Annotated in this window: 23 protein-coding genes and 2 pseudogenes; 13 read left to right on the top strand and 12 right to left on the bottom strand. The window is 68.7% G+C overall.

The genetic code is table 11. The features are described from left to right. Positions 1-3: 3 nt before the first annotated feature. The 3 genes from ACZ7MG_RS19125 to ACZ7MG_RS19115 form a co-directional block, all read right to left on the bottom strand. The gene (locus ACZ7MG_RS19125; RefSeq protein ID WP_471395019.1) at positions 4-1,221 is read right to left on the bottom strand and encodes a serine hydrolase domain-containing protein; all 1,218 of its coding nucleotides are present in this window, start codon (positions 1,219-1,221) and stop codon (positions 4-6) included. A 71-nt stretch (positions 1,222-1,292) separates the two neighbouring features. Next, complete coding sequence (locus ACZ7MG_RS19120) at positions 1,293-1,505, bottom strand: DUF397 domain-containing protein (RefSeq protein WP_471395018.1); 213 nt, start codon at positions 1,503-1,505, stop codon at positions 1,293-1,295. Further along, positions 1,505-2,356 (bottom strand): helix-turn-helix domain-containing protein, encoded by an 852-nt coding sequence (locus ACZ7MG_RS19115; RefSeq protein ID WP_471395016.1) that lies wholly within the window; start codon positions 2,354-2,356, stop codon positions 1,505-1,507. The genes ACZ7MG_RS19120 and ACZ7MG_RS19115 overlap by 1 nt, the downstream gene beginning before the upstream one ends. A gap of 215 nt (positions 2,357-2,571) precedes the next feature. On the opposite strand from ACZ7MG_RS19115, the gene ACZ7MG_RS19110 reads away from it, so the two are divergent. Both ACZ7MG_RS19110 and ACZ7MG_RS19105 read left to right on the top strand, forming a co-directional pair. Further along, on the top strand, positions 2,572-2,982 hold the full coding sequence (locus ACZ7MG_RS19110; protein ID WP_471395014.1) for an ATP-binding protein: 411 nt from the start codon (positions 2,572-2,574) through the stop codon (positions 2,980-2,982). 32 nt (positions 2,983-3,014) lie between these two features. Further along, entirely contained in the window at positions 3,015-3,935 is a 921-nt protein-coding gene (locus tag ACZ7MG_RS19105) for a hypothetical protein (protein ID WP_471395012.1), read from the top strand. A gap of 24 nt (positions 3,936-3,959) precedes the next feature. Here ACZ7MG_RS19105 and ACZ7MG_RS19100 read toward each other — a convergent pair whose 3' ends face one another. The 3 genes from ACZ7MG_RS19100 to ACZ7MG_RS19090 all read right to left on the bottom strand — a co-directional run bounded on the left by ACZ7MG_RS19100 (position 3,960) and on the right by ACZ7MG_RS19090 (position 7,227). Next, entirely contained in the window at positions 3,960-5,117 is a 1,158-nt protein-coding gene (locus ACZ7MG_RS19100; RefSeq protein ID WP_471395010.1) for a hypothetical protein, read from the bottom strand. A gap of 91 nt (positions 5,118-5,208) precedes the next feature. Continuing rightward, positions 5,209-5,541 carry a hypothetical protein gene (locus ACZ7MG_RS19095; RefSeq protein ID WP_471395009.1) on the bottom strand — a complete coding sequence of 111 codons (333 nt, stop codon included), beginning with the start codon at positions 5,539-5,541 and terminating at the stop codon, positions 5,209-5,211. A 15-nt stretch (positions 5,542-5,556) separates the two neighbouring features. Further along, the gene (locus tag ACZ7MG_RS19090) at positions 5,557-7,227 is read right to left on the bottom strand and encodes a sodium:solute symporter family protein (RefSeq protein ID WP_471395006.1); all 1,671 of its coding nucleotides are present in this window, start codon (positions 7,225-7,227) and stop codon (positions 5,557-5,559) included. A gap of 120 nt (positions 7,228-7,347) precedes the next feature. Here ACZ7MG_RS19090 and galT point away from each other — a divergent pair, with 120 nt between their 5' ends. The 6 genes and pseudogenes from galT to ACZ7MG_RS19060 all read left to right on the top strand — a co-directional run. After that, positions 7,348-8,409: a galactose-1-phosphate uridylyltransferase gene (galT, locus tag ACZ7MG_RS19085; RefSeq protein ID WP_471395003.1), complete on the top strand. Its 1,062-nt coding sequence runs from the start codon at positions 7,348-7,350 to the stop codon at positions 8,407-8,409. Continuing rightward, on the top strand, positions 8,406-9,416 hold the full coding sequence (gene galE, locus ACZ7MG_RS19080) for a UDP-glucose 4-epimerase GalE (RefSeq protein ID WP_471395000.1): 1,011 nt from the start codon (positions 8,406-8,408) through the stop codon (positions 9,414-9,416). Before galT ends, galE begins: the two co-directional genes overlap by 4 nt. A 70-nt stretch (positions 9,417-9,486) precedes the next feature. Next, a complete protein-coding gene (gene galK / locus ACZ7MG_RS19075) occupies positions 9,487-10,647 on the top strand; it encodes a galactokinase (protein ID WP_471394997.1) in 1,161 nt (386 codons plus the stop codon). Between the two features lie 364 nt (positions 10,648-11,011). Then, positions 11,012-11,524 (top strand): hypothetical protein, encoded by a 513-nt coding sequence (locus tag ACZ7MG_RS19070; protein ID WP_471394994.1) that lies wholly within the window; start codon positions 11,012-11,014, stop codon positions 11,522-11,524. A gap of 1,580 nt (positions 11,525-13,104) precedes the next feature. Continuing rightward, positions 13,105-14,496 (top strand): type VII secretion-associated serine protease mycosin, encoded by a 1,392-nt coding sequence (mycP, locus tag ACZ7MG_RS19065; protein WP_471394991.1) that lies wholly within the window; start codon positions 13,105-13,107, stop codon positions 14,494-14,496. A gap of 35 nt (positions 14,497-14,531) precedes the next feature. Next, positions 14,532-14,761, top strand: a pseudogene (locus ACZ7MG_RS19060) (transposase); the annotation flags it as partial. A 69-nt stretch (positions 14,762-14,830) separates the two neighbouring features. Here the strand turns inward: ACZ7MG_RS19060 and ACZ7MG_RS19055 are convergent. Next, complete coding sequence (locus ACZ7MG_RS19055; protein ID WP_471394988.1) at positions 14,831-15,481, bottom strand: hypothetical protein; 651 nt, start codon at positions 15,479-15,481, stop codon at positions 14,831-14,833. A gap of 78 nt (positions 15,482-15,559) precedes the next feature. Between ACZ7MG_RS19055 and ACZ7MG_RS19050 the strand changes: the two are divergent. Then, positions 15,560-15,667, top strand: a pseudogene (locus ACZ7MG_RS19050) (IS5/IS1182 family transposase); the annotation flags it as partial. A gap of 424 nt (positions 15,668-16,091) precedes the next feature. On the opposite strand, the gene ACZ7MG_RS19045 reads toward ACZ7MG_RS19050, so the two are convergent. From ACZ7MG_RS19045 to ACZ7MG_RS19035, 3 genes are all read right to left on the bottom strand, one after another. Next, positions 16,092-16,433 carry an ATP-binding protein gene (locus ACZ7MG_RS19045; protein ID WP_471394985.1) on the bottom strand — a complete coding sequence of 114 codons (342 nt, stop codon included), beginning with the start codon at positions 16,431-16,433 and terminating at the stop codon, positions 16,092-16,094. Positions 16,434-16,782: 349 nt separating this feature from the next. After that, positions 16,783-19,131: a hypothetical protein gene (locus tag ACZ7MG_RS19040; RefSeq protein ID WP_471394982.1), complete on the bottom strand. Its 2,349-nt coding sequence runs from the start codon at positions 19,129-19,131 to the stop codon at positions 16,783-16,785. 20 nt (positions 19,132-19,151) lie between these two features. Continuing rightward, on the bottom strand, positions 19,152-19,592 hold the full coding sequence (locus tag ACZ7MG_RS19035; RefSeq protein ID WP_471394980.1) for a hypothetical protein: 441 nt from the start codon (positions 19,590-19,592) through the stop codon (positions 19,152-19,154). A gap of 269 nt (positions 19,593-19,861) precedes the next feature. Here ACZ7MG_RS19035 and ACZ7MG_RS19030 point away from each other — a divergent pair, with 269 nt between their 5' ends. After that, positions 19,862-20,113, top strand: a complete 252-nt coding sequence (locus ACZ7MG_RS19030) for a type II toxin-antitoxin system Phd/YefM family antitoxin (protein ID WP_033531977.1) — start codon at positions 19,862-19,864, stop codon at positions 20,111-20,113. Further along, positions 20,110-20,358, top strand: coding sequence for a type II toxin-antitoxin system RelE family toxin (locus ACZ7MG_RS19025; RefSeq protein WP_471394976.1), 249 nt, complete (start codon positions 20,110-20,112; stop codon positions 20,356-20,358). The genes ACZ7MG_RS19030 and ACZ7MG_RS19025 overlap by 4 nt, the downstream gene beginning before the upstream one ends. A 27-nt stretch (positions 20,359-20,385) precedes the next feature. On the opposite strand, the gene ACZ7MG_RS19020 is transcribed toward ACZ7MG_RS19025, so the two are convergent. Beyond that, a complete protein-coding gene (locus ACZ7MG_RS19020; RefSeq protein WP_471395043.1) occupies positions 20,386-20,841 on the bottom strand; it encodes a GNAT family N-acetyltransferase in 456 nt (151 codons plus the stop codon). Positions 20,842-21,090: 249 nt separating this feature from the next. Between ACZ7MG_RS19020 and ACZ7MG_RS19015 the strand changes: the two genes are divergently transcribed. After that, on the top strand, positions 21,091-21,867 hold the full coding sequence (locus ACZ7MG_RS19015; RefSeq protein WP_471394974.1) for a LuxR C-terminal-related transcriptional regulator: 777 nt from the start codon (positions 21,091-21,093) through the stop codon (positions 21,865-21,867). Here ACZ7MG_RS19015 and ACZ7MG_RS19010 read toward each other — a convergent pair. Next, complete coding sequence (locus ACZ7MG_RS19010) at positions 21,826-22,323, bottom strand: MarR family winged helix-turn-helix transcriptional regulator (protein WP_037705601.1); 498 nt, start codon at positions 22,321-22,323, stop codon at positions 21,826-21,828. The two genes, ACZ7MG_RS19015 and ACZ7MG_RS19010, sit on opposite strands and share 42 nt — an antisense overlap. Positions 22,324-22,459: 136 nt before the next feature. Between ACZ7MG_RS19010 and ACZ7MG_RS19005 the strand changes: the two genes are divergently transcribed. Then, positions 22,460-23,278 carry a trans-aconitate 2-methyltransferase gene (locus tag ACZ7MG_RS19005; RefSeq protein WP_471394971.1) on the top strand — a complete coding sequence of 273 codons (819 nt, stop codon included), beginning with the start codon at positions 22,460-22,462 and terminating at the stop codon, positions 23,276-23,278. The last annotated feature ends 42 nt before the right edge of the window (positions 23,279-23,320 follow it).

Here is a 23,320-nt window from a genome sequence, read left to right as displayed (position 1 = left end):
CGGCTACCTCTGCGACGTCTGCGGCTTCTGGGGCTTCTGGGGCTTCTCGTGCCGGGCGCACAGAGCGTGGTCGATGAGATCGGTGATGCCCCGGATCTGCCGTACGGCGGTGTCCTCGTCGCCCGGCCGGCTGTGTACGGCGACGGTGACGGAGGTACGTCCGTCAGCCGTCGTCCCGGGCCACGTCAGAGAGCCGAAGTTGCTGCCGCTGTGGCCCCAGTAACCGCCGCCGCACGTCAACGGTGTCCACTCCAGCCCGAGTCCGTAGCGCGCCCCCGGCACCTCGCCGGGGGCGTCGGGCACGGCGACGGTACGGCGCATCTCGGCGAGCTGGGCGGGGGCGAGGAGCCTGCCGCCGAGCAGCGCGGAGAAGAAGCGGTTGGTGTCGGCGGCCGTACTGATGATCGACCCGTCGGCGTCCCCGTCGAAGGGGAGGTAGGCGAGAGTGGTGTCGGTCATCCGGCCGTCCTCGCCCCCCGGCTCGAACTGCTGGTAGTTACGGGCGTGGGGGCGGGGCAGCCGGGGATCGTCACCCGGCGCGTACGTCCGCGTGAGCCGCAACGGCCTCAGGATCCGGTCGCGCACCTCCTCCTCCCACCCCCTGCCGGTGACCGCCTCGATCACCATCCCGGCGAGGACGTAGTTGGTGTTGGAGTACTCCCAGCGGGTGCCGGGCTCGAAGACGGGAGGGTGATTCATGGCGAACGCGACGCGCTGCGCCGAGGTGTACGTGGTCGACCGGTGCTTCAGATACCCGGCGGCACTCAGCTCGGGCACGACATCGCCGATGTAGTCGGGCACCCCACTGGTGTGCTGCAACAGCTGCCGCACGCTGACCCGCTCGCCGTCGTTCCCGCTCCCCTTCACCACCCCTGGAAGCCACCGCTCCACCCGGTCCTCCAGCCCCAACCGCCCCTCCCCGACGAGCTGCAGCACGACGGTCGCGACGTAGGCCTTGGTCGTACTCCCGATCCGGATGTACCCGGCGGGGGGTACGGGCGCGCCGGTCTCAAGGTCCCCCACACCACTGCGGACGGTCCGGGTGCGGCTGGGTTCGTCCAACCGCACGGACACCCCGGTCACCCCGCTGTCCCGCAGGGCATCGGCGTCCCGCTGGAGGGGGTCCGCTCCGGCCCGGGCGTGGGCGGGGGCGAGGCTGGCGAGGAGCGCGAGGGCAAGGGCGACGAGCGCGGCCGGGGCGGTACGGGGGGTGGCGGTCATGGGGCCACCGTAAAAACACGCGCCCCAGCCCTGCCATCCAGCGAACCCCCGCGTGTCGCCGGGGGATTACCTCAGCTTGTCGTACGAAGCCCGCGGCTCTTTAGGTGGTGGAGCAGAGCGGCGAGGGGGGTGGGGGTGGTACGGAGGTGGGTGGCGGGGGTGTCGGATTCGCGGAGGCCGAGGAAGTGGGTTGATATGGCGGCGAGTTCGACACAGGTGTCTCCCTCCCCGCCGTCGGAGAACGTCGACTTCTGCCAGCGCGGGGTGTGGTCCATGGGGCGCATCACAACTCCTTCGCCAAGCGGTGGATGAAGTCCCGCGACGCCACCGGTTCCAGTGCCGCCGCCTCCACTCTACGAAGGAGTGTTCGGAGCCGTTGCAGCTGCGGTTCCGCATCGATGAACACGACGCCGGTAGGGGCGTCCCGGAAGACGGTGTCCAGCTTCGGCACCGGACCACCCGCGTACACCATGGAGGCCCCGGCACCGGCGAAGCCGTCCTGGTCGACAGGGATGACCCGCACGGTGGCGTTGCCTTGCTCGATCCGGTCCAGAATCCACCGGAGCTGAACGGCGGAGGTCTGACGGTCGGCCACTCGGACGCGCAAAGCGAACTCGTGGACGGTCGTCTCGTACGGGGTGGGGGCCTGGCCCTCGATGATCGAACGCCTCTTCAGCCGATACTCGACGCGGGGTGCAAGCTCGCTCTCGGACAGCTCCGGGCGCATGTAGCCGAAGACCGCTCGGGCGTAGTCCGGGGTCTGGAGGAGTCCGGGGACGCGGTTGATGACGACCTCGCGCAGGTACGTCGCATGGTGCTCTGCCTCCGCCACGTCCAGGTTCACCTGGGGCAGGACGCCCCGGTACTCGTTCCACCAGCCGCGTGTGCGATCACCCGCCATCGCCGCGAGCGCGTCGATCAACTCCACGTCCTCGCAGGCGTAGTGGGCTGCGAGGCGGCGGATGCGCTCCGCGCTGACGGCCGCAATGCCCGACTCGATCTGACTCATCTGGGTCGAGGTGGAGTTCAGGAACGCCGCGACCCCGCGAGCCTTCAGGCCCGCGGTCTCCCGCAGCTTGCGTAGCTCCGCTCCCAGGCGTACTTGCCTCGCGGTGGGGTTGCTCCTCGCCGCCATGTACTCCCCAACGTCCTTGTAGCCGTGCCACGTTCGGGTGCCAGATTACGACAGCGGGTTGCGTGGGCCTAAATTAATGCCCTACTTTCAGTGACGCGCCGCACACTCTGCGAGACGCCGGACCCCGGAAGCGCACCACTCCGTCACGCCACGACGGCTGCGGCAATGCCACCGCGCACCCCACTCAACCCCCCACCCCCGAACGGAGTTCACCCATGCCCGAAGCGGCAGTCGAACCCTGGGAGTACGTGCTCCACATCCCCCACGACCCCCGAGCCGTCACCGTCTCCCGTCGCACCCTGCGCCTGATCCTGACCGCGCACGGCCTGGCCACCCTCCTCGACCCCGCCGAACTCCTCGCGACGGAGCTGATCGCCAACGCCGTACTCCACACCAAGGGCCCCGCCGCCCTGCGCGTCCGCTGGTCGGGCAGCGCGCTGTGGATCGGAGCGTGGGACGCCGACCCCGAGCCCCCGGAGCCGCCAAGCCGTTTGGTGAAGCCAGACACCGAGACCGGCCGGGGCCTCGCCCTCGTCCGCGCCTGCACCGACATCTGGGGCTGGCAGCCGTCCTCCCGGTTCGGCCACCCCGGCAAATACGTGTGGTGCGAACTGCTGACCGCCTAGCTCGTTGAGCACCCCGACAGAAAGGAGATCCGATGGTCAGCTCGCCGCACGAGGCACTGCACCGCATCTTCCAGAAGGATCCCGCGCTGCTCACCCGCGCCCTGCAACAGGTGCTGGACGTGCCCTTCCCCGAGCCGCGCGAGTTCGCGGCCATGAACATCGACCTCACGGAGATCGAACCGGTCGAGCGGCGCGTGGACACGCTGCTGCGGGCGGAGACCGACGAGGGGACGTACCTCCTGGTCGTCGAGTCACAGGGGAAGAAGGACGAGGGGAAGCGTCGCAGCTGGCCCTACTACCTCAGCTACCTCTACACGAAGTACCACTGCGACCCGGTGCTCATCGTGATCACCCAGAGCGCGGCCACGGCGCGCTGGGCGGCGGAGCCCATCCACCTGGGGGTGCGGGGTCGCCCATCGCTCACGGTACGGCCACTGGTGCTGGGCCCGGACAACGTACCGGTCATCGCGGACGAACGGGCGGCCGAGCGGGACGTACCCCTCGCGGTGCTCTCGGCGATGACACATGGCAAGGGCCGCAAGGCTGCCGCCATACTGGAATCCCTGGTGGCCGCCCTGCGGACCATCGACGCGGAGAGTGCCGCGGTCTTCGTGCAGTTCGTCGACTCGTGCCTGAAGGACCCTGTGGCACAGCAGATCTGGAGGGACCTCATGACGGATACGCAGTACTTCTGGCGACACCCGCTCGCCGAGCAGACGCGCGAGGAGGGCAGGGAAGAAGGCCGGGAGGAAGGCCGGGAGGAAGGCCGGATCGAGGCTCAGGCCGAGATGATCTTCAAGACCCTCGAATGGCGTGGCATCGCGGTACCGGACCGGGTCCGTGAGCGAGTCACCGGTTGTCCCGACCGAGCCCAGCTCATGGTCTGGGCGGAACGGGCCCTCCGCGTCGCCGACGCCACCGAGCTGTTCGACGACGACAGCAGCAAGGGCTGATCCGACGGGAGCACGGGCGAGGGGTCACCGCAGGTCCACGTGTGCGAACCGGGCCGCCAGGGCGGCCGGGACGCACGACGGGTCGTCCTCGTCCTGCTCGTCCGCGACCAGCAGGTCGTACACGTACAGGGATTCCAGCTGAGGCAGGATCGGGGAGTCCACCAGGCCGGTCAGGACCTCTCGCGTCGTCGCGTCGAACTGCGCCTCGCTGAGGTCGAGATGGCGGAGCGCGGGGAAGTGGGCGGGCTGGAGTTCGTCGAGTTGTTCCACCGGGCAGAGGCAGCCGAAGACATCGCTGCCGATCTCCACCTCCAGGGACACCAGGGCCGCGTTCGGGCCGAGGCCGAAGAGGAAGCCGTCGGAGATCGCCGGGCCCCGGAGCCGTAGTGAGGTCAGGCCGCCATGGCTCACGGAGTGGAACAGGAACGCGCCTTCGAGGTCCAGTGAGCGCAGTGCGGGAAGCGCGTCCCATATCTCCGTCTGGACCAGCCCTTCGTGGTGGAAGTCCAGCGGGTCGATGCTCCCGCCCGTCGACGTCTTGCTCGACTCGTACAGATACGCGTAGCCGTAGCCGAAGCGGAGGCTCTTCAGCCGGGGGCGCCGGTGGCCGGCCAGTGCCCGCGCGGCGTGCTCCGCCGAGTGGTGGTAGTCCGTGAGGGACAGAGCGAGGAAGCGCAGACGGCGGGCGGCGGGGTGGGAGAGCAGGGCGTCGATCAGCACGCCCTCCCACCGCTCCGGATCGGCCGGGTCGACGGGCACCGTGTGCCGGTGGTCCGCCAGCAGACGTTCCACCAGCGCACCGCGGTGCGGTCGGGTGTCCGCGGCCAGACAGAAGGTCGCCTCGTCCAGGAAGCCGCGCGACCAGGTGAACTGCCAGGACCCGTCCGCCCGCAACCCGTCCAGCCCCAGCTGCCGTTCCACCCGCGCGTAGGCCGCGTGCAGCGCGGCGGCCGTGTCCGGGTCTGTGTGCGGGTGCGTGTCCACGGCCTCGTCCCCGACCTCCCGGCGACGCGCCTCATGCGCCCGATGCTCCAGCCGGATCGCCTCGCCCCTAGGGTCCCCCGCCCCGGTCAGCCGTTCCGCGTACGCGAGCCAGGCATCCCAGTCGTCCTGGCCGTCCGGCTCCGGAAGCTCCGGAAGCTCCGGAATCTCCGAGGTGGCCGGGGTGTCGAGGGGCCGCATGTCGTTCTCCTATGGGGGTCTTCCGTCGTCAACCGCACGATAGGAGCCCCCACTGACACCGGCCCCACTGACCCGACGCGCTCACCCCGGGTCACTCGGAACCCCGCTCCTCGCCCAACCTCCCCCCACCCACCGGCGGAGCCACCGGCCGCAACCACAGCCACCCCAGGAAGAACACCCCCAGCCCCAACATCCCCAACCCCGTCCACAGGTTGATGTTCACCCCCTCCGCCTTGTCGATGTCCGCGTCGGACGCCGTGATGCCCGCCAGCGTGACGATGACGCCGTAGACGACGAACAGGCCGCCGATGATGCGGCGGATGTCGAAGAGCTGGGCCGCGGTCGCGGACCTGCCCTGGAGTTCGGTGACCTCGCGCTGGAGGTCACGCTCGGAGTACCCGGAAGAACCGGAGTGGTCGGACATCGTGCTCCTCGGTGCCTAGAACGAGAACGGGATGTAGCAGGCGGCGGCCAGAACGATCGCGCCCCAGCCGAGCAGCGCCGGCCGCCGGTACCACGCGTCGTCGCCCTCGCCGGGCGGCTCGTCCATGCCGGGGGAGCGCGTGCCGTAGACCAGGCCCTGGAGGTCCGCGTCCGGCTTCGGGGCCGTGAAGAGGGAGACGGCGACCATCACGACGCCGCCCGCCACGAACCCCGCGATGGCCGAGACGAAGTTCGCGCCCTGGTCGGTCGGGATGTCGACGATGTCCCGCTTGTAGAGGACGAAGTAGTTGACCATCGCGGTCGTCGTGCCCGCCAACAGCCCCCAGAAGCCCGACTTCATCGACGCGCGCCGCCAGAACATGCCGACGATGAAGACCACGAACATCGGCACGTTGAAGAAGGAGAACAGCGTCTGGAGGTAGCTCATGATGTTGGAGAAGGAGGAGGCGAGGAAGGCGGTCCCGATGGACGCCAGGACGCCGATCGCCGTGATCAGACGGCCGAAGCGCACGTAGTAGCCGTCCTCCCGGTCCCGCACCACGTACTTCGCCCAGATGTCCGTCGTGAACACCGTGTTGAAGGACGAGACGTTCGCCGCCATGCCCGCCATGAAGGCGGCGAGGAGGCCCGTCACCGCGATGCCGAGGACGCCGTTCGGGAGCAGGTCCTCCATCAGGTACGGGATCGCGTCGTTGTACTGCAGGTCCGACTCCGGCGTGCCGATCCTCGGGACCAGGACCGCCGCCACCAGCCCCGGGATCATCACCAGGAAGACGATGAAGATCTTCGGGAAGGCGGCGATGAGGGGCGTGCGCTGGGCGGCCGAGAGGTTCTTCGCGCTCAGCGCGCGCTGGACCTCCGCGAAGTTCGTCGTCCAGTAGCCGAAGGACAGCACGAAGCCGAGGCCGAGGACGATCGTCAGCCAGTTCGCGCCCAGCGGGTTGTCGCTGCCGATGCCGGTGCCGCCCCAGGCCGTCACGAAGTCCGGGCCGTGGGTCGCCGTCAGGGAGTCCGACAGGCCGTCCCAGCCGCCCACCTTCTTCAGGCCCAGCACGGTGATCGGGATGAGGGCGGCCAGGATCACGAAGAACTGGAGCACCTCGTTGTAGATCGCCGAGGAGAGACCGCCGAGCGTGATGTACGCCAGCACGAAGATGCCCGCGACCACGATCGACACCCACTCCGGCCAGCCGAGCAGCGCCTCGACGACGATGGCGAGGGCGTACAGGTTCACCCCGGCGATCAGGATCGCGGCGCACGCGAACAGGACCGAGCTGAGCAGATGCGCGCCCCGGTCGAAGCGCAGCAGCAGGAACTCCGGCACGGACCGGACCTTGCTGCCGTAGTAGAACGGCATCATCACCAGGCCGAGGAAGACCATGGCCGGGATGGCGCCGATCCAGTACCAGTGCGTGGTGTAGACGCCGTACTGCGCGCTGTTGGCGGCCATCCCGAGGATCTCGGTGGCGCCCAGGTTGGCCGCGATGAACGCGAGGCCCGTCACCCAGGCCGGCAGCGACCGCCCCGAGAGGAAGAAGTCCAGGCTGGTCCGCACCGACCGCCGGGCGGCGAAGCCGATGCCGAGGACGACGACGAAGTAGAGGGCCAGGATCGTGTAGTCGAGCCAGTCGACGGGGAGCCGTAGCTCGGCCGCGAGATTCTCCATGCGCAGCTCACTTCAGTTGGCATCTGGTGATCTTTGTTTGTTTGTGATGGTGACGGGCGTGGGAACTTGTGCTTTGATGTGTTTGGTTCTGTTTGATGGGTGGGATGGTGGGAGTCCGGCGTGAAGAAGACCTCGACCCGGCTGGCCGACGGTCGTGAGCTGATCTACTACGACCTGCGCGACGACGCCGTGCGCGACGCGGTGGACAAGCGACCCCTGGAGCGCACGGTCACCACTTCGGAGGTACGCAGGGACCCGCTGCTCGGTGACTCCGTCGCGATCGCCTCGCACCGGCAGGGCCGCACCTACCACCCCCCGGCGAACGAATGTCCGCTCTGCCCCTCCGAGGGCGACCGGCTCAGCGAGATCCCGGACTCCTCGTACGACGCCGTGGTGTTCGAGAACCGCTTCCCCTCGCTCGCCGGGGACTCCGGCCGCTGCGAGGTCGTCTGCTTCACCTCGGACCACAACGCGGCCTTCGCCGACCTGACCGAGGAGCAGGCCCGGCTCGTCCTGGAGGCGTGGACCGACCGCACGGCGGAGCTGTCGCATCTCCCCTCCGTCGAGCAGGTGTTCTGCTTCGAGAACCGGGGCGCCGAGATCGGCGTCACGCTGGGGCACCCGCACGGGCAGATCTACGCGTACCCCTTCACCACCCCCCGCACCGCGCTGATGCTGCGCTCCCTGGCCGCCCACAAGGACGCCACCGGCGGCGAGAACCTCTTCGACGCCGTCCTGGAACGGGAGCTGGCGGACGAGCGGGTCGTCCTCGAAACCGAACACTGGGCGGCCTTCGTGCCGTACGCGGCGCACTGGCCGTACGAGGTGCACCTGTACCCGAAGCGCCGGGTGCCCGACCTGCTCGGGCTCGACGAGGAAGCGCGCTCAGAATTCCCCCAGGTTTATCTGGAACTCTTGAGGCGCTTCGACCGGATCTTCGGCGAGGGTGAGCCTCCGACGCCGTACATCGCCGCCTGGCACCAGGCGCCGTTCGGCACCCTGGAGGAGTTCGAGGGCGTCCAGCGCGAGGACTTCGCGCTCCACCTCGAGCTCTTCACCATCCGCCGCACCTCCGGCAAGCTGAAGTTTCTCGCGGGTTCCGAATCCGGCATGAACGTGTTCATCAACGACGTGCCGCCGGAGCGCGCGGCCGAGCGACTGCGAGAGGTAGCGAGTTCATGAGCGGGCAGCAGGACGGGAAGCAGCGCGGACAGCAGGACGGGAAGCAGCGCGGCAAGTACCTGGTCACCGGTGGCGCGGGGTACGTCGGCAGCGTGGTCGCCCAGCATCTGCTGGAGGCGGGACACGAGGTCGTCGTCCTCGACAACCTCTCCACCGGCTTCCGCGAGGGCGTGCCCGCGGGCGCGTCCTTCATCGAGGGCGACATCCGCGACGCCGCCAAGTGGCTGGACGACTCCTTCGACGCCGTCCTCCACTTCGCCGCGTTCTCCCAGGTCGGCGAGTCCGTCGTCAAGCCCGAGAAGTACTGGGACAACAACGTCGGCGGCACCATGGCGCTGCTCGCCGCGATGCGCGACGCGGGCGTCCGCAAGCTGGTCTTCTCCTCCACCGCCGCCACCTACGGCGAGCCGGAGACCACCCCGATCGTCGAGTCCGCGCCCACGAAGCCGACCAACCCGTACGGCGCCTCCAAGCTCGCCGTCGACCACATGATCACCGGCGAGGCCGCCGCCCACGGCCTGGGCGCCGTCTCGCTGCGCTACTTCAACGTGGCCGGCGCGTACGGCACCTGCGGTGAGCGCCACGACCCCGAGTCGCACCTCATCCCGCTGGTCCTCCAGGTCGCCCAGGGCGGCCGGGACGCGATCTCCGTCTTCGGCGACGACTACCCGACCCCGGACGGCACCTGCATCCGCGACTACATCCACGTCGCCGACCTCGCCGACGCCCATCTGCTGGCGCTGGACGCGGCCGTCGCGGGCGAACACCTGATCTGCAACCTCGGCAACGGCAACGGCTTCTCGGTGCGCGAGGTGATCGAGACCGTCCGCCAGGTCACCGGCCACCCGATCCCCGAGGTCGTCGCCCCGCGCCGGGCCGGCGACCCGGCCACCCTGGTCGCCTCCGCCGCCACGGCCCGCGAACGCCTCGGCTGGAACCCGTCCCGCGCGGACCTCGCGGAGATCGTCGCGGACGCCTGGGAGTTCGCGCAGGCGCGCGCCAAGTAGCAAGCAGGGTGCCGGTACGGCCAGTTCCGGCCGGTTCATCAGAAAAGTACGGAAAGGTCAGGAGCACGGCATGAGCGAGGCTGTCGTCGTCGCCGAGCGGTTCGAGGGGCTGTACGGGGCGGAGCCGGAGGGAGTGTGGGCCGCGCCGGGCCGGGTGAACCTCATCGGCGAGCACACCGACTACAACGACGGCTTCGTCATGCCCTTCGCCCTCCCGCACACCACGGTCGCGGCCGTGTCCCGGCGCACCGACGGCGTCCTGCGTCTGCACTCCGACGACGTCGAGGGCGGGGTCGTCGAGCTGACCCTGGACGGGCTGACCCCCGGCGCCGACCGGGGCTGGACGGCGTACCCGTCCGGCGTGGTCTGGGCGCTGCGCGAGGCGGGCCACACGGCGGTGACCGGCGCGGACATCCACTTGTCCTCCACGGTCCCGACGGGCGCGGGCCTGTCCTCCTCGGCGGCCCTGGAGGTCGTCGTAGCCCTCGCGCTCAATGACCTCTACTCCCTCGGCCTCAAGGGCTGGCAGCTGGCCCGCCTGTGCCAGCGCGCGGAGAACGTCTACGTCGGCGCCCCGACCGGGATCATGGACCAGACGGCCTCCGCGTGCTGCGAGACCGGCCACGCCCTGTTCCTCGACACCCGCGACCTCTCGCAGCGGCAGATCCCCTTCGACCTGGCCGCCGAGGGCATGCAGCTCCTCGTCGTCGACACGCAGGTCAAGCACTCCCACAGCGAGGGCGAGTACGGCAAGCGCCGCGCCGGCTGCGAGAAGGGCGCCGCCCTGCTCGGCGTCGACGCGCTGCGGGACGTCGCGTACGAGGACCTGGCCGCCGCCCTGGACCGTCTCGGCGACGACGAGGAGGTCCGCCGCCTGGTCCGCCACGTGGTGACCGAGGACCAGCGCGTCGAGCGCGTGGTCTCCCTCCTCCGGTCCGGCGAGACCCGTGCGATCGGCCCCGTCCTGGTCGAGGGCCACGCCTCCCTCCGCGACGACTTCCGTATCTCCTGCCCCGAACTCGACCTCGTCGTCGACACCGCCCTCGCCTCCGGCGCCCTCGGCGCCCGCATGACCGGCGGCGGCTTCGGCGGCTCCGCGATCGTCCTCGCCGACGCCGGCGACACGGACGCGATCACCAAGGCGATCGAGGAGGCCTTCGCCGAGGCCGGCTTCACGGCCCCGCGTGTCTTCGTGGCGGTGCCTTCGGCGGGGGCGCGGCGGGTTTCGTGATGTGACGTGACGTGGCCCGTGGCGGCCTGACACACGAACGGAAGGCGGTGGTACCCGGGAGGCCCGGGTACCACCGCCTTGCTGCTACCGGCTACCGGCTACCGGCTATCGGCTATCGGAGGGTGATTCGCGCATTTCATACGCGAACACCCGCTCAACTCCCCCGGCAGGGGCAGAACTCGGCCAAGTCGCGCCCCGACTGAGCACACATACCCGTGCGTTCCGCTCTCCCCGGCGCCCACGCTGTCACTGCACATAGCTAAAGTTATTGACGGGACGCTGGCTTACGGGGAGGGCAGTGATGCTGGACGGCGGCGGGTCGGGCGGCGGGTCGGGACCTTCCAGCGGGACGGGACCTTCGTGGATGTCCGGGGTGTGGGATGCCGCGCAGGACGCGGCAGCGGACGTGTACACGGAACTGTCCTCGTTCCAGACGTTCAAGAAGCGCATCGACCAGCTGGTCGTCGACCTCAAGGGCTCCGACGCCGGCCCCGGCAAGGTGGGCCAGGACCAGCTCGTACGCGCCCGGTTCGGCGGCGGTGACGGCGAATGGGCGGAGGCGGCGGGCCTGTTCACCGCGTACGAGACGGTCATCACGGAACTGCAGAACCTCTCGAAGTTGCTGTCCGACTCGATGGAGGGCGTAGGCATCGCGGTCATGGCCTCCCACAAGGGCTACGAGAACATCGACCTCGACATCCGCGACCGCATGGTGGCGATCAGTTCGGAGACGACGGAACACTACGGCGGCACGTACGAACCGAAGCTGCCGGGCGGCGGGTCGGGCGACACGGGCCAGGTACGTCGAACGGACCAGCCGGGGCCGGGGCAGCCGGAGCAGTCGCCGTCGGGTGGCGACGCGGGAGGCACGATCTGATGACGGACGGCGACGGGGGAGGCGGAGCCTGATGGCGGGCGGCATGTTCGAGAACATGAGCCACGAGCGCATGCTGGCGTGGCTGGACCAGGCGAACAGCGGCACCGTGCAGGGTGCGGCCGAACGCCTGGCGAAGGTGGCCGAGGAGATCCACAAGATCGCCGACGAACTGAAGGTCCGCCCCCAGCTGGTGGAATGGAAGGGCGAGGGTGCGGACGCGTTCCGCACCTGGACCGCTGACCTGGCCAACTCCACCCTCCGCCTGGGCGACTTCAGCGTGGAGTCGGCGAAGTGGCTGGCCGAAGCCTCCGGCGCCATCGCCCGAACCCAGGCGGCGATCCCACGTACGCAGGAAGACGCGGAGGGGAACCTGGCGGCCACCGCGTCGGCCCCCAACGACCCCGACTCCGCCACGATTTCCGGCAAGTCGGCGGACGAGCTGGCGGCTCTGGCAGCCGGCAAGGAGAAGGCCCGCCAGGAAGCCGCCTACGAGATGACCAAGCTGGGCCAGGCTTACGAGTTCTCGGCCGTGCAGCTGAACGCACTGGAGAGGCCCAGGTTTCCGCCGCCGCCGGAGGTTGTTCTGCCGCCGGAAGCCGTTTCAGTTGAGGAGATGAGCGACAGGGAACGGAACACCACACAGGTCCAGAGTGTTGCTCCGCCGGTCGACGACGTCTCAGTCGATCGTCCACGGAACCTGGACACAGCGCCGGACACCTCTGACAAAAGGCGGCCGCTGGACGATCCTGCATCAGAGCGCGCCACACAGACGAAGGATGCCCCTCCGACTCGGATGGGTATCGATTCCGTAGAGACATTGCTACCTGATCGACAGCCCGTGACGGGCCCGGTAGGCACCCCTGGCACGGAACGGACCGACGGGACCAGAACCAATCCGTATGCAGGCTGGGCTCCTCCGCTGCTGCGCAGAGAAGGTTCCGTCAGCGATCCGCCGATGCAAGGGCGGCCGTCAGCGAATGGGCGCACGCCGCAACTACCCGGCCAGGTCCCCCCGTCCTCCGGTTCCGTCCGTGGGCCGAGTGGTAATGGCGTCGTGGGTGGTCGCCCTGTCGCACCACACTTGGGCGGGCAGACCGGCTCGGCCCATCGTGGAACGGTCGTGGGGGCGCCGGGTGCGACCGGCCGTGCCCCGTTGGGGCCCACCGCCAATCCCACGACCTCCGCTGGGCGCGGGGTCGGCCAGCATGGTCAGACGGCGGGCGGCCGTATCCCCGCATCGAACGGCGGTGTCATCGGAGGTACTCCACAGCGCGCAGGTCGTGCGGTACCTGGCCCCGCTGGCGTGGTCGGGCCGGGAGCACCAGGATCCGGCTCAACGGGCTCCGGCACGGCACGTGGAGGCGTCGTAGGAGGTGTACCCCACTCGACTCGGCCTGGAGAGAGAGCGGGAGGCGACGCCCCCCACGTACGTCGGGCGGCCTCTTCGGCAGGTGTTGATGGTGCGAAAGCGCGACCACGTCGCTCAGGTGAGCAAGAGGACACCCCACGACAGCGCAACGGACGTCCAGTACCCCCGGTCATCGACTGACGCGTATCTATGAACGGAGACAGCGAAGCTCATGCGCACCAACGGCCCTCGATACACGGGCCCCCGTGCTGCGGCATCGGCGCTACTTGGCCTGCTGTTCGTGGGTGCTGTGGGGGCTCCGGCCCATGCAGAGTCAATTCGCGAGGAACAGTGGTTCCTCGATGCCATGAAGGCTGAGCAGATGTGGCAGACCAGCACGGGCAAGGGTGTCACGGTTGCGGTGATCGACACTGGAGTCGACCCGACCAACCCAGACCTGAAGGGCCGCGTCCTACAAGGTAAGGACTATGCCGAGGGGCAGCCCGGTGATGAGCACACCGACTACGAGGGCCACGGTACGGGTATGGCCGGGCTCATCGCTGGAACAGGTGCTTACGGAGGTGGCCAGGGTGCCTTCGGGCTCGCTCCCGGGGTGAAGATCCTTCCTATTCGTATGCCCAAGTCGCTGGCGGCAGCCAACCAGGCCGACGCCATCCGCCAGTTCAACAAGGCCGCACCGGAGGCGATTCGCTACGCAGCCGAAAAGGGCGCCCAAGTCATCAACATCTCTCTTGCAGTTTCGGAGGGCTCAGCAGGGCTGACCAACGCCGTGAAGTACGCCTTGGACAAGGGTTCGTTGGTCTTCGCCGGCGTGGGTAATGACGGAGACACGACCAATCGGCTCATGTACCCGGCGGCCACGCCCGGAGTGGTCGGGGTGGCCGCAGTCGGCAAGGACCTCCGCAGGACGGCTGAGTCCCAGCACGGCCCTCAAGTAGACATGGCTGCCCCGGGCGAGGAGATGGTGCACGCCTGCGGAACCAAGAGCGGCCTGTGCGAAGGGCATGGCACCAGCGACGCCACAGCCCTCGCCTCCGCCAGCGCCGCCCTGATCTGGTCCAAGCACCCCACCTGGACCAACAACCAGGTCCTCAGAGTCATGCTGAACACCATCGGCGCCCCCACCGACGGTTCCAAGCGCAACGACTCCATCGGCTACGGCATCGTCCGCCCCCGCATCGCCCTGCAGAACCCCGGCGACCCGGGCCCGGCGGACGAATACCCACTCCCGGACCTCGCGGCCGCATCCTCCGCATCGCCGTCCCCTGAGCCCTCGGCCACCGATGCCGACAACGCCCCGGCGGAGGACAAGACCACCGATGAGGCGGCAGCCTCAGATTCCTCCAAGGAGAACAACATGCTGTCCATCGTCCTGGCCGCGGCCGCGGTCGTCGCACTACTCGGCATCGGCGCGGCGGTCTTCGCCCTCGTCCGCAACCGCCGCCCCGCACACCCCACGGCACCGCACCCGACAGCCCCGTACGCACCCCCGCCAGGACAACCCCAGTACCCGGCCCCCCAATACCCGCCTTACGCCGCCCCGCCCAGCGCTCCTAACGGCAACATCACTCCCGGCCAGCACCCTGGCCCCGGCCCTGGCTGAGCTACCGGAAGGCCAGCGGAGGCTACCCGTCGAGGGGACAAACGCAGTTCAACTGGACCGAGTACTGCGACCTGCTCATCGCCGCCCACCAGTAACTCGGCGCACCCATCGAGCTGGTGTGGGACAACCTCAACGTCCACAGAGACCGTCGGCTGCGGGAGTTCATCGACACCCACGACTGGATCACCTGCTACTTCCTGCCGACCTATGCACCGACCTCAACCCCGTCGAAGGCAGCCGGTCACTGCTGCGACGCAGCAACCAGGGCCGACACTGCCCCCCGTCGCACCGTCTCTTGCTTCCGTCCTGCTCCTGGCCATTCATGCCCACAACATCAAGAGGATTCCGGCGAGCGGCCGTTGTCGAAGACGACCCCGCGCTCGCCCACGCTCACCGGGACATTGACCCACCGGGCCTTTCCGTCGACGAACGAGGCGTACTGGCAGCGGTGACCGGTGTCTTGGCCGTATGCGACGAGTTCGAGGTCCGGCATCTCTTCGCAGCGGAGGTGCTTGCTGACCCGGTTGTACTCCCTCCAGAACTCGCCGTAGACAGACTTTGCCGTCAGCGCGGCCTGGCCCGCGTTGGTGATTTCGTATGGTTTCAAATCACCGGCCGGCTCGTCGAAACGAATGGACCAGGGGACCTTCACGCCGTTGTAGGTGACGGTGCACCGTGTGGTCACGCCCGGCTCCTCGCTCACCTTGCCGCCCTCGCATGCAGCGCTGGTCTTCCCTGGTATTCCGGCCATGGCCACCGTTTGTTTACGCATCATCCACAGCACCCGTTCGGTGAACGGGGCCTCGTCGGTGGGTTCAGGCGGCAGAGCACCGAGCAGCGTCTTCACCGTCAGGAGCCCAGGCTCTGCCGAGGTGATCGCGACGGGGAGTTCCTTGCCGCTCTTCGGCGGCGCGCTGTCCGCAGCGCTGGAGGCGTTGTCATTGGATCCCGACCCGCCGCAGCCCGCGGTGACGAGAGCGATCATGGCTATGCCCAGGAGAGTCCTACCGATGCCCATGCAGCCTAACTTTAGCCAGACGCGCGGCCGGTCGAACTGTTCGCAGTTAACGACTTCGGCATGCTCCGGCGCTGTACCGAACGCCGAAGAACGGCCGACGAGTTTTTCCTTGCCCTGGCCAGCACCGTCATCACGGTCCGCTGCCTGATCTGATGAGCCTGGACCCTCTACCGCAGGAACATCCGTCCCCGAAGCCCACGCATCCGGGGACCTACTGGCGGACGCCCTGAGTCCTGATCGATGCGCCGGCGCGAGTGTACGCCGACCACTCCGAATCTGGTTGAACAGAGAGACGTAGGAGGGTGACGGCGGTTGCGCCTGTGATCCCAGCGGGCTGGGCATAATCCGGCGATCATGTGAGGTCTGGCCAATTTCTATTCTTGTTGTGTGCGAGCAGAGCTGACCGGACCTCCGCTGCTGGCAGCGGCGCGACACCGCCGCTTTGAACGCTTGGCGCCGTTCAGCCCGTCGAAGAATCCCACCGGATCAACCTACGGCCGCCGCGCGCGGCACTTGGCGGGAGCACCCGAAATCGGGTCGGCCCACGCGGACTCGACGGTGATGTCGGCCCAGACCGTCATGCTGTCCCGCGTCCCCCGCCGCCCCAGCGACTGGCCAGGGTCTCGGTGATCAGCAGTCCACGCCCCGGCTCCCGCTCAGCTCCCGGCAGCACCCGTGTCAGCGGCAGCGATGCCGTGATCCCCCGACTCGGGCCCGCGTCGGTGACGGCGATGGTGACCGTCGCCGTGGTGAGTACGAGTGCGACCGCCATGCGGTCACTGCCGCCGTGTTCCAGGGCATTGGCCGCCGACTCGCCGACGATGTTCTCCGGATCGTCCACGGCATCCGACGGGAGCCTCCACGACCGAGGCATGTCGCACGCGTAACGGCGAGCGGCACCTGCGGAGGCGAGATCCATGCTGGGCAACGACAGCATCCCGAACGCCCGGAACCCGGCCCCCCTCCCCTCCTCGACAGGTACAAAGCCTTCCCGCTCCACCCTCACCGAAGAGGCTCAGACGACTGCTCCCACCGCTCCTCCAGGATGCGCACCTCGCGCTTCTTCAAGTCCAGCCGCATCCACCGCAGACTTGTGTCCCTGCAACGACCTTGTAGTCGTCCGGAACTCCGTCGCCTTCCTCGTCCCCTCCGCAACCCGTGGCTCCGAGAAGCGACGAGCCGGCCATGGCCACGGAGAGGGGTCCGCGTGTATTGACCTGCGACTGATCACTGTCCGCATCCTTATGTGCCTCGGCCGTCCATCGGCCTCAGCCGGTTTCCGGACCGTTGCCCTGTTGCTTCGCCCGGTCGTTACCGAGCCCATAACCGAGCACCATCGATTCGTATAGGTCCCGCGCGAACGGATCCTTGCCGGGGACCACACCGTGGTGCTCCAGGAAACCCTCCATTGGGGCCTCGGCCATGCTTTCACCGGAGGAGTAGATCTTGACCTTCTCCTCGTCGATAAGGTCCTCCACCTTCTCCTTGTGCTCATCCACCGAGTTGCCAGAGATATCGCCGACCATCTGGCCGATGACCTGTTCGGCAGCGCCGGCGGCGGTATCCGTCGCCAGCGGGATGAGCACCGCGGCCGTGCCCACGGCCGCGGTCGCGGGCAGGAAGGCGACGCCCGCCGCGATACCCGCCGCGGCTCCGAACTGGACCCAGCCCGCCCGCTTTTCGACCGCCTTCTCGTAGTCCTCGTGGGTCTTGAGGTTCGTCGCTTCCACCTGGTCGGCCCGGGACTGATCGAGCATGCCCTGCACCTCGGCGCCAACGAACACGGTCGCCCTGGCAGCGCCCTCGCTGATCTTTCCGTCCGGGCCCACTGTCCCTTCCAGCACACTACGGGTGTAGACCTGCTCCGCGGCCGAGACCGTCGCGTAGGCGTCCGGATGCTGACCCAGGGTGCTGAGAAAGCCCCGGACGATACTCCGCCCGTGCCCGTCCCCGGTGTCCGCGAAGTCGATGTGCCCCTCCGGGTTCTTGCCCGGCGCGAACACGCTCTCCGGATGGTTCTTTTCCAACGCCCAGTTGATGTCGTCGATGTAGCCGCCGCCCATGACGCCCAGACTGTCGGACATTGCCTCGTGGTGCTCCTTGAGGAGGGCTGGGTCCGCGGCGTACTTCTCCATGACCTTCTGCATGACCGCGGCGTTGTCCGCGTCCCGCACCACGTCGGCGTCCGGGTGCCCGGCCGAGTAGCCGAGGGTCGCCGCCTCCAGGGCGTGGCCGAGGGCGTCGGGCATGTAGTCGAGTGACTTCTCGTGTTCGTCGACCGAGTTGACGTCGGGGAAGGACTCCCACTTCTCGTCGCTGAAGAAGTCCAGGTAGTTGTTGAACGGCTCGCCGTCCTTGTTCTTCCCCAGCTCGGCCGTGGCGCCGCGGTCGACCGTGCCGTCCTCGTTGTACGCGGTCGGCGTGTCGGTGAAGAACTTCTTTGCCGCTTCCGGGCTGTTGCCGAGCGCTTCCAGCATGGCGGTGGCCGGGTCGTAGCCGGCGCCGTTCACGCCGGAGGGGTTGTACGGGTTCTTGAACGCACTGTTCACCGTCTTGCTCTCGGCGAACATGTCCGGGTCCTTCGCGTGCAGTTGCGCCACGTGTTCGGCGATCGGGTTGAGGAACTTCGCGTCGTAGTTCCCGTACCGCATGATCCCGCCGAGGAGTTGGTATCCGAACGGCCCGCCGGAGTAGTCGTACTTGGACAGCGGAATGCGCTCCGTACCCAACTTGCGGAGCTCCGGGCCCCACTTGTCGGCGAATTCCTTGTCGTGGGAGGCCGTGGCCAGGTTGAGGCCGAGGTTCTCCTGGAGCTGCTGGACGTCCTTGAGGCGCTGCGGGTCGACCTTGCCGAGATCGTATGTGTCCGTGGAGAGCTGGCCGAAGAACGCCAGCGACTTCTCGGGGCCGAGCTTCTCGTAGAAGCTCTTGGAGAACTCCACCGACTTGCTGTTGTCCTTCAGCAGTTCGTTGAGCTGCTTGAGTTCGGAGTGGGTGAGGTCCGAGCCCTTGCCCGCCAGAGCGGCGGCGCGGGCGGCCTCCTCCTGGTCCAGTTTCGTGTACGTCGGAGCGCTGAAGTCCTTGCGGTCGGTGACGTTGGTCTCAAGGGTGTTCCTGAGGGCGACATCGGTGTCGTTGCAGTTGTCTACGATGAGGTCGATCCTCTTCTGCCACGACTCGATGTTCCGCTGTTCCTGCAGCAGGGGCTCTTTGTAGTCGGGGTCCTTCAGCGCCCCGGGGATCTCGGACAGCGGGTTCTTCGCCGTCACCTTGCCCTTGCCGTCCACACGGATGCCGGCCGCAGGCCCCTCGTGGTCCCGGATGGCGATCAGGTCGTCCTTGGCCTTCTTGATGGCCAAGTACCCCTCTTCCAGGATCAGCCTCACACCCTTGGCCTCGGCCGCGGCGTCCGCGAACTCCTTGGCCGTCTTGCCGATGAACGCCTTGGTGACCCCTGCGTTGACGCCCTCCCAAGCCGCCCTGTCCGCCTTTTTCTTCATCCCGTCGGTGGCGTCCGTGGCGAGAGTGTCCAGCTTCTTCGCCATCTCCGACCAGTCGTCGACGGCGGCCTTCAGCTTCGCCACCGGGGCGTCGATGATGTCCTCGTACTTCAGCATGGTGCGCGCTCCCCCGAGCCTTATTTCATGTATTGCGAGAGCACGGACACCCGCGTCAGCTCTCCCTCGATCTTCACCTCGTCCTTGGCATGCTGCGCCTTGCTGTAATCGAGGTGATTGGAGATCTGCGAGCAGGCGTCCAGCAGCGTCCTCAGGTGGGTCTGCCAGAAGTCGTGCACCTTCAGCACGGCCGAACCGCTCACGAAGTTCCCGTTGGTCAGCGCTATCGCCGCGTCGAACGTGGCGGGACGGGCGATGTCGCCCTCCTTCCCCAGCCGGCCCAACAGGTCATACGCGTCATTGCCGATGGCGCCGAGATCGTCCCGATTGACCACCAGGTCTTTTCCGCCGCCGCCACCTCCGCCACCGCCGCCGCCCGCGGCCGGAGCGCTGTTGATCCGCATGGCAGTCCGCTCGGCCGCCGCCGCGCGCAGTTCGGCCCATTCCTGGTCGAACGTCATGAATTCCCCCAAGTCCATCCGGGCAGGCGAGTCCATCCGGGCAGGCAGCTCCACCGTACTTGCGCGGCCACCGACCTGATCACCTGGCTCTCATATCATCACCCGCCCATGGGGCGCCCGTTGCTGACGTCGTTGCCGTGATGTCGTCAAGGTGAGGCCGGCTTCGGCGAGACATTCGTCGATGAGGTTGCCGCGGTACGGATCTGGCGGAGACCGTGCCGAAGCGCGCCGAATGGTCATCAAGGTTCACCTTGTGGCATCATTGGCGCATGACTGAGATTGCGATCAGTGCGGCCCGCTCCCAGCTCGGCGACCTTGTCCGCCGAGCCGCTCACGGCCGCGAGACCATCGCCCTCACCGACCACGGGCACGTGGCCGCACTTCTTGTCTCTCCGCAGGTGATAGAGGATCTCGAAGACGCCCTGGCGGTCGCGGACTACCAGCGGCGCAAGGCGGAGGGGACGCTCGGGGAGGGCATCCCGCACGAAGAGGTCGGACGGATGCTGGGGCTGCGTCCGTGACCTATCGCATCATCTGGGAACCGGGTGCCACGAGCGCGGCCGTGCGGTTCCTCGCGGACGACCCCACAGGTCTCGCCGCTGTGTACGAGGCCGTGGACACTCTCGCCAAAGCCCCGCGCCCCGCCAACTCCACCGCCTACGGCCCCAACATCCGGCGCCTGCGGGTCGGCGACTACCGGGTCCTGTACATCATCGACGACGACGTGATCCACATTCTCGTCACCAACCTCGGACGCACCCTCTAGTAGCCGCCTGAGCCCGTCCCCCACCGCTCACCCGATCCTCTTCGTCAACGTGTACTCCGTGATCCCCGGCGGATAGTCGGGGATCACGCACACCACCTCGTAGCCGAGGCGTTGGTAGAACTCCGGGGCCTGGAAGTCCCAGGTCTCCAGGCGGGCCGAGCGGCAGGCGCGGTCCTGGGCGGCCAGGTGTTCGGCGGTCGACATCAGGCGGGTGCCGAGGCCCGCGCCCCGGTGGCGTTCGTCGACCCAGAGATAGGTGATGTGGAGCCAGCCGGCCCAGGTGTGGCCGACGAGGCCGCCCGCGAGACCGCCGACCTCATCCATGATCCACACATGGAGCGGGACTTCGCGTTCGCCGGGCGTTCCGCGCAGCTCGCGGAGAATCGGTGAGGCGGCGGTGTTGCTGGCCCGCAATCGGGAATGAAGCAACTGCCTTCGTTCTTTGTCGACTTCTGTCTCCATACGAAACATGCGGCACACCATAAACGTGTCGGACAACCAGTTCTGCAAATTGCCTTCCGCTCCTGCCCCCCGGCCGTACCCTGATGAACAGCGCCGGTGGGGGCCGGTGCTGATCAGGGGGCGAGACAGTCGGGTACGACGCCCGGAGTGGGGGTAGCGGTTCAGCACGGCGGCGGCCGTGCGGCTGCGACGCCCCGTCCCAGGTGTAAACCGGGGCACGCTCCGGGCGCCGTACTCGCGCCGGTCGTCCCCCGACCAGTGGGGGTTTCAGTGGTTCGCATCCGAGTCCTGGTCGTCGACGACCACCGCATCTTCGCCGAGTCGCTCGCCGCGGCGCTGGCCGCCGAGCCGGACGTCGACGTGTCCGCGGCCGGCAGCGGCCCGGCCGCGCTGCGCTGTCTGGACCGCGCGGCGGCGGAGGGCCGCAAGTTCGACGTGCTCCTGGTCGACGCCGACCTGGGGGGCCATGCCCATGTCCCCGGCGCGCGTCCGGCCGCCGTGCCCGTCCCGGAGGGCGGCGGGGACGGCCTCGTGGACGGCATATCGCTCGTCGCGGGCGTGCGTTCGGGCCAGCCGAGCGTACGGACCGTCGTGCTCGCCGAGAAGGACGATCCGCGCCGGGCCGCGCTGGCCCTCCAGGCGGGCGCGTCCGGCTGGGTCGCCAAGGACTGCTCGCTGTCCCGGCTGCTCACCGTCATCCGGGGAGTGCTGCGCGAGGAGACCCATCTGCCGCCCGCGCTTCTCACGGGCGTCCTGCGGGAGTTGACCGCCGCCCGCAAGCACCGCACGGAGAGTGAGCGGCTCGTCGAGTCCCTCACCCCGCGTGAGCGGGAAGTGCTTCGGTGCATGGTGGCGGGGCTGGGGCGCAAGGCCGTCGCCGAGCGCCTGTTCCTCTCCCCGCACACCGTCCGCACGCACATGCAGAACGTCCTCGGAAAGCTGGGCGTGCACAGCACCCTCGCCGCGGTCGCCCTCGCGCGCCGGGCCGGGGTGGGGCCCGTGGACCTAGCCGGGGATGTTGTCGAACGGGGCGGTCAACTGGCGTAGCAGGCCCGCCAGATCGCCCCGCTGGGCGCGGGACAGCTCGGCCAGGATCGCCCGTTCCTGGTCGAGGAGTCCGGCGAGTGCCTGGTCCGCCCGGTCCCGGCCCTCGTCCGTCAGCCGGACGAGCACGCCCCGGCGGTCACTGGGGTCGGGCAGCCGCTCGACCAGGCCCTTCTTGGTCAGCCGGTCGATACGGTTCGTCATCGTGCCCGAGGTCACCAGCGTCTGCGTCAGCAGCTGGCCGGGCGAGAGCTGATACGGGTTCCCGGCGCGCCGGAGAGCCGTCAGCACGTCGAACTCCCATGGCTCCAGCTGATGCTCGGCGAAGGCCAGCCTGCGGGCGCGGTCCAGGTGCCGGGCGAGCCTGCTCACCCGGCTGAGTACTTCCAGCGGCTCCACGTCGAGGTCGGGGCGCTCCCGGCGCCACGCTGCGACCAGCCGATCGACCTCGTCCTCCATGGCGATCAGTGTAGTGGTTGTGTCGATGTGAAGTCTCTTGAGATCAAGATGATTAGGTCGGAGTCTCTTGACTTCGAGATACTTGGGGGTGAGGGTGGGGTGCAGCGACGACAGTCATGACGAGGAGGCCGTCCCCATGCCCGCCACCAGCCCCACCTGGGACCCCCAGCAGTACCTGCGGCACGCCGGCCACCGGGCCCGCGCCTTCGTCGACCTGCTCGCCCACGTCCCCGACCCGCCCGCCGCGCACCCCCGCGTCGCCGACCTCGGCTGCGGCCCGGGCAACGTCACCCGCCTCCTCGCCGACCGCTGGCCCACCGCGCACATCACCGGGTGCGACAACTCGCCCGAGATGCTCGACAGGGCCCGCGCCGACCACGAGGGGCCCACCCCGGGCGGCGGCCGGATCGACTTCGCCGCGGCGGACGTCCTGACCTGGGCGCCCCCGGAGCCGTACGACCTGATCGTCAGCAACGCCACCCTCCAGTGGGTGCCGGGCCACCTCGACCGCTTCCCCGCCTGGATCGACGCGCTGGCCCCCGGCGGCACGTTCGCCTTCCAGGTCCCGGGCAACTTCGACTCGCCCAGTCACCGCCTGATGCGCGAACTGGCCCACTCGCCCCGCTGGCGCGACCGCCTCGGCGACACCCTCCGCCACGACGACGCGGTCCACACCCCCGTCGCCTACCACGCCGCCCTCGCCGACCTCGGCTGCGAGACCGACACCTGGGAGACGACCTACGTCCACCTCCTCCAGGGCGAGGACCCGGTACTCGACTGGGTCAAGGGAACGGGCCTACGCCCCATCCTCACCGAACTCGGCCCGGACGCGGCTCCGTTCGTCGCCGAGTACCGCGCCGCCCTGCGCGATGCCTATCCCCCCACCCCCCACGGCACCCCGTTCCCGTTCCGCCGCATCTTCGCGATCGCCCACAAGTCACACGCCGACCGGTGATCACGGCCGCCGACCAGGTGCTGGTTCGCGGCGGGGGACGCG

It is taken from the genome of Streptomyces sp. NPDC107538, assembly GCF_055657445.1.
This window is presented reverse-complemented; position numbering and strand designations above follow the sequence as displayed.

What these genes read in the sequence shown, in the direction of transcription:
- ACZ7MG_RS19010 (WP_037705601.1), bottom strand. Translation starts at nt 22,323, where the DNA reads ATGGAGGACGAGGTCGATCGGCTGGTCGCAGCGTGGCGCCGGGAGCGC.
- ACZ7MG_RS19055 (WP_471394988.1), bottom strand. Translation starts at nt 15,481, where the DNA reads ATGATCGCTCTCGTCACCGCGGGCTGCGGCGGGTCGGGATCCAATGAC.
- ACZ7MG_RS19105 (WP_471395012.1), top strand. Translation starts at nt 3,015, where the DNA reads ATGGTCAGCTCGCCGCACGAGGCACTGCACCGCATCTTCCAGAAGGAT.
- ACZ7MG_RS19120 (WP_471395018.1), bottom strand. Translation starts at nt 1,505, where the DNA reads ATGCGCCCCATGGACCACACCCCGCGCTGGCAGAAGTCGACGTTCTCC.
- ACZ7MG_RS19040 (WP_471394982.1), bottom strand. Translation starts at nt 19,131, where the DNA reads ATGCTGAAGTACGAGGACATCATCGACGCCCCGGTGGCGAAGCTGAAG.
- ACZ7MG_RS19095 (WP_471395009.1), bottom strand. Translation starts at nt 5,541, where the DNA reads ATGTCCGACCACTCCGGTTCTTCCGGGTACTCCGAGCGTGACCTCCAG.
- ACZ7MG_RS19100 (WP_471395010.1), bottom strand. Translation starts at nt 5,117, where the DNA reads ATGCGGCCCCTCGACACCCCGGCCACCTCGGAGATTCCGGAGCTTCCG.
- ACZ7MG_RS19070 (WP_471394994.1), top strand. Translation starts at nt 11,012, where the DNA reads ATGTCCGGGGTGTGGGATGCCGCGCAGGACGCGGCAGCGGACGTGTAC.
- mycP (WP_471394991.1), top strand. Translation starts at nt 13,105, where the DNA reads ATGCGCACCAACGGCCCTCGATACACGGGCCCCCGTGCTGCGGCATCG.
- ACZ7MG_RS19005 (WP_471394971.1), top strand. Translation starts at nt 22,460, where the DNA reads ATGCCCGCCACCAGCCCCACCTGGGACCCCCAGCAGTACCTGCGGCAC.
- ACZ7MG_RS19035 (WP_471394980.1), bottom strand. Translation starts at nt 19,592, where the DNA reads ATGACGTTCGACCAGGAATGGGCCGAACTGCGCGCGGCGGCGGCCGAG.
- ACZ7MG_RS19090 (WP_471395006.1), bottom strand. Translation starts at nt 7,227, where the DNA reads ATGGAGAATCTCGCGGCCGAGCTACGGCTCCCCGTCGACTGGCTCGAC.
- ACZ7MG_RS19110 (WP_471395014.1), top strand. Translation starts at nt 2,572, where the DNA reads ATGCCCGAAGCGGCAGTCGAACCCTGGGAGTACGTGCTCCACATCCCC.
- galE (WP_471395000.1), top strand. Translation starts at nt 8,406, where the DNA reads ATGAGCGGGCAGCAGGACGGGAAGCAGCGCGGACAGCAGGACGGGAAG.
- galK (WP_471394997.1), top strand. Translation starts at nt 9,487, where the DNA reads ATGAGCGAGGCTGTCGTCGTCGCCGAGCGGTTCGAGGGGCTGTACGGG.
- ACZ7MG_RS19125 (WP_471395019.1), bottom strand. Translation starts at nt 1,221, where the DNA reads ATGACCGCCACCCCCCGTACCGCCCCGGCCGCGCTCGTCGCCCTTGCC.
- ACZ7MG_RS19030 (WP_033531977.1), top strand. Translation starts at nt 19,862, where the DNA reads ATGACTGAGATTGCGATCAGTGCGGCCCGCTCCCAGCTCGGCGACCTT.
- ACZ7MG_RS19020 (WP_471395043.1), bottom strand. Translation starts at nt 20,841, where the DNA reads ATGGTGTGCCGCATGTTTCGTATGGAGACAGAAGTCGACAAAGAACGA.
- ACZ7MG_RS19115 (WP_471395016.1), bottom strand. Translation starts at nt 2,356, where the DNA reads ATGGCGGCGAGGAGCAACCCCACCGCGAGGCAAGTACGCCTGGGAGCG.
- ACZ7MG_RS19045 (WP_471394985.1), bottom strand. Translation starts at nt 16,433, where the DNA reads ATGGATCTCGCCTCCGCAGGTGCCGCTCGCCGTTACGCGTGCGACATG.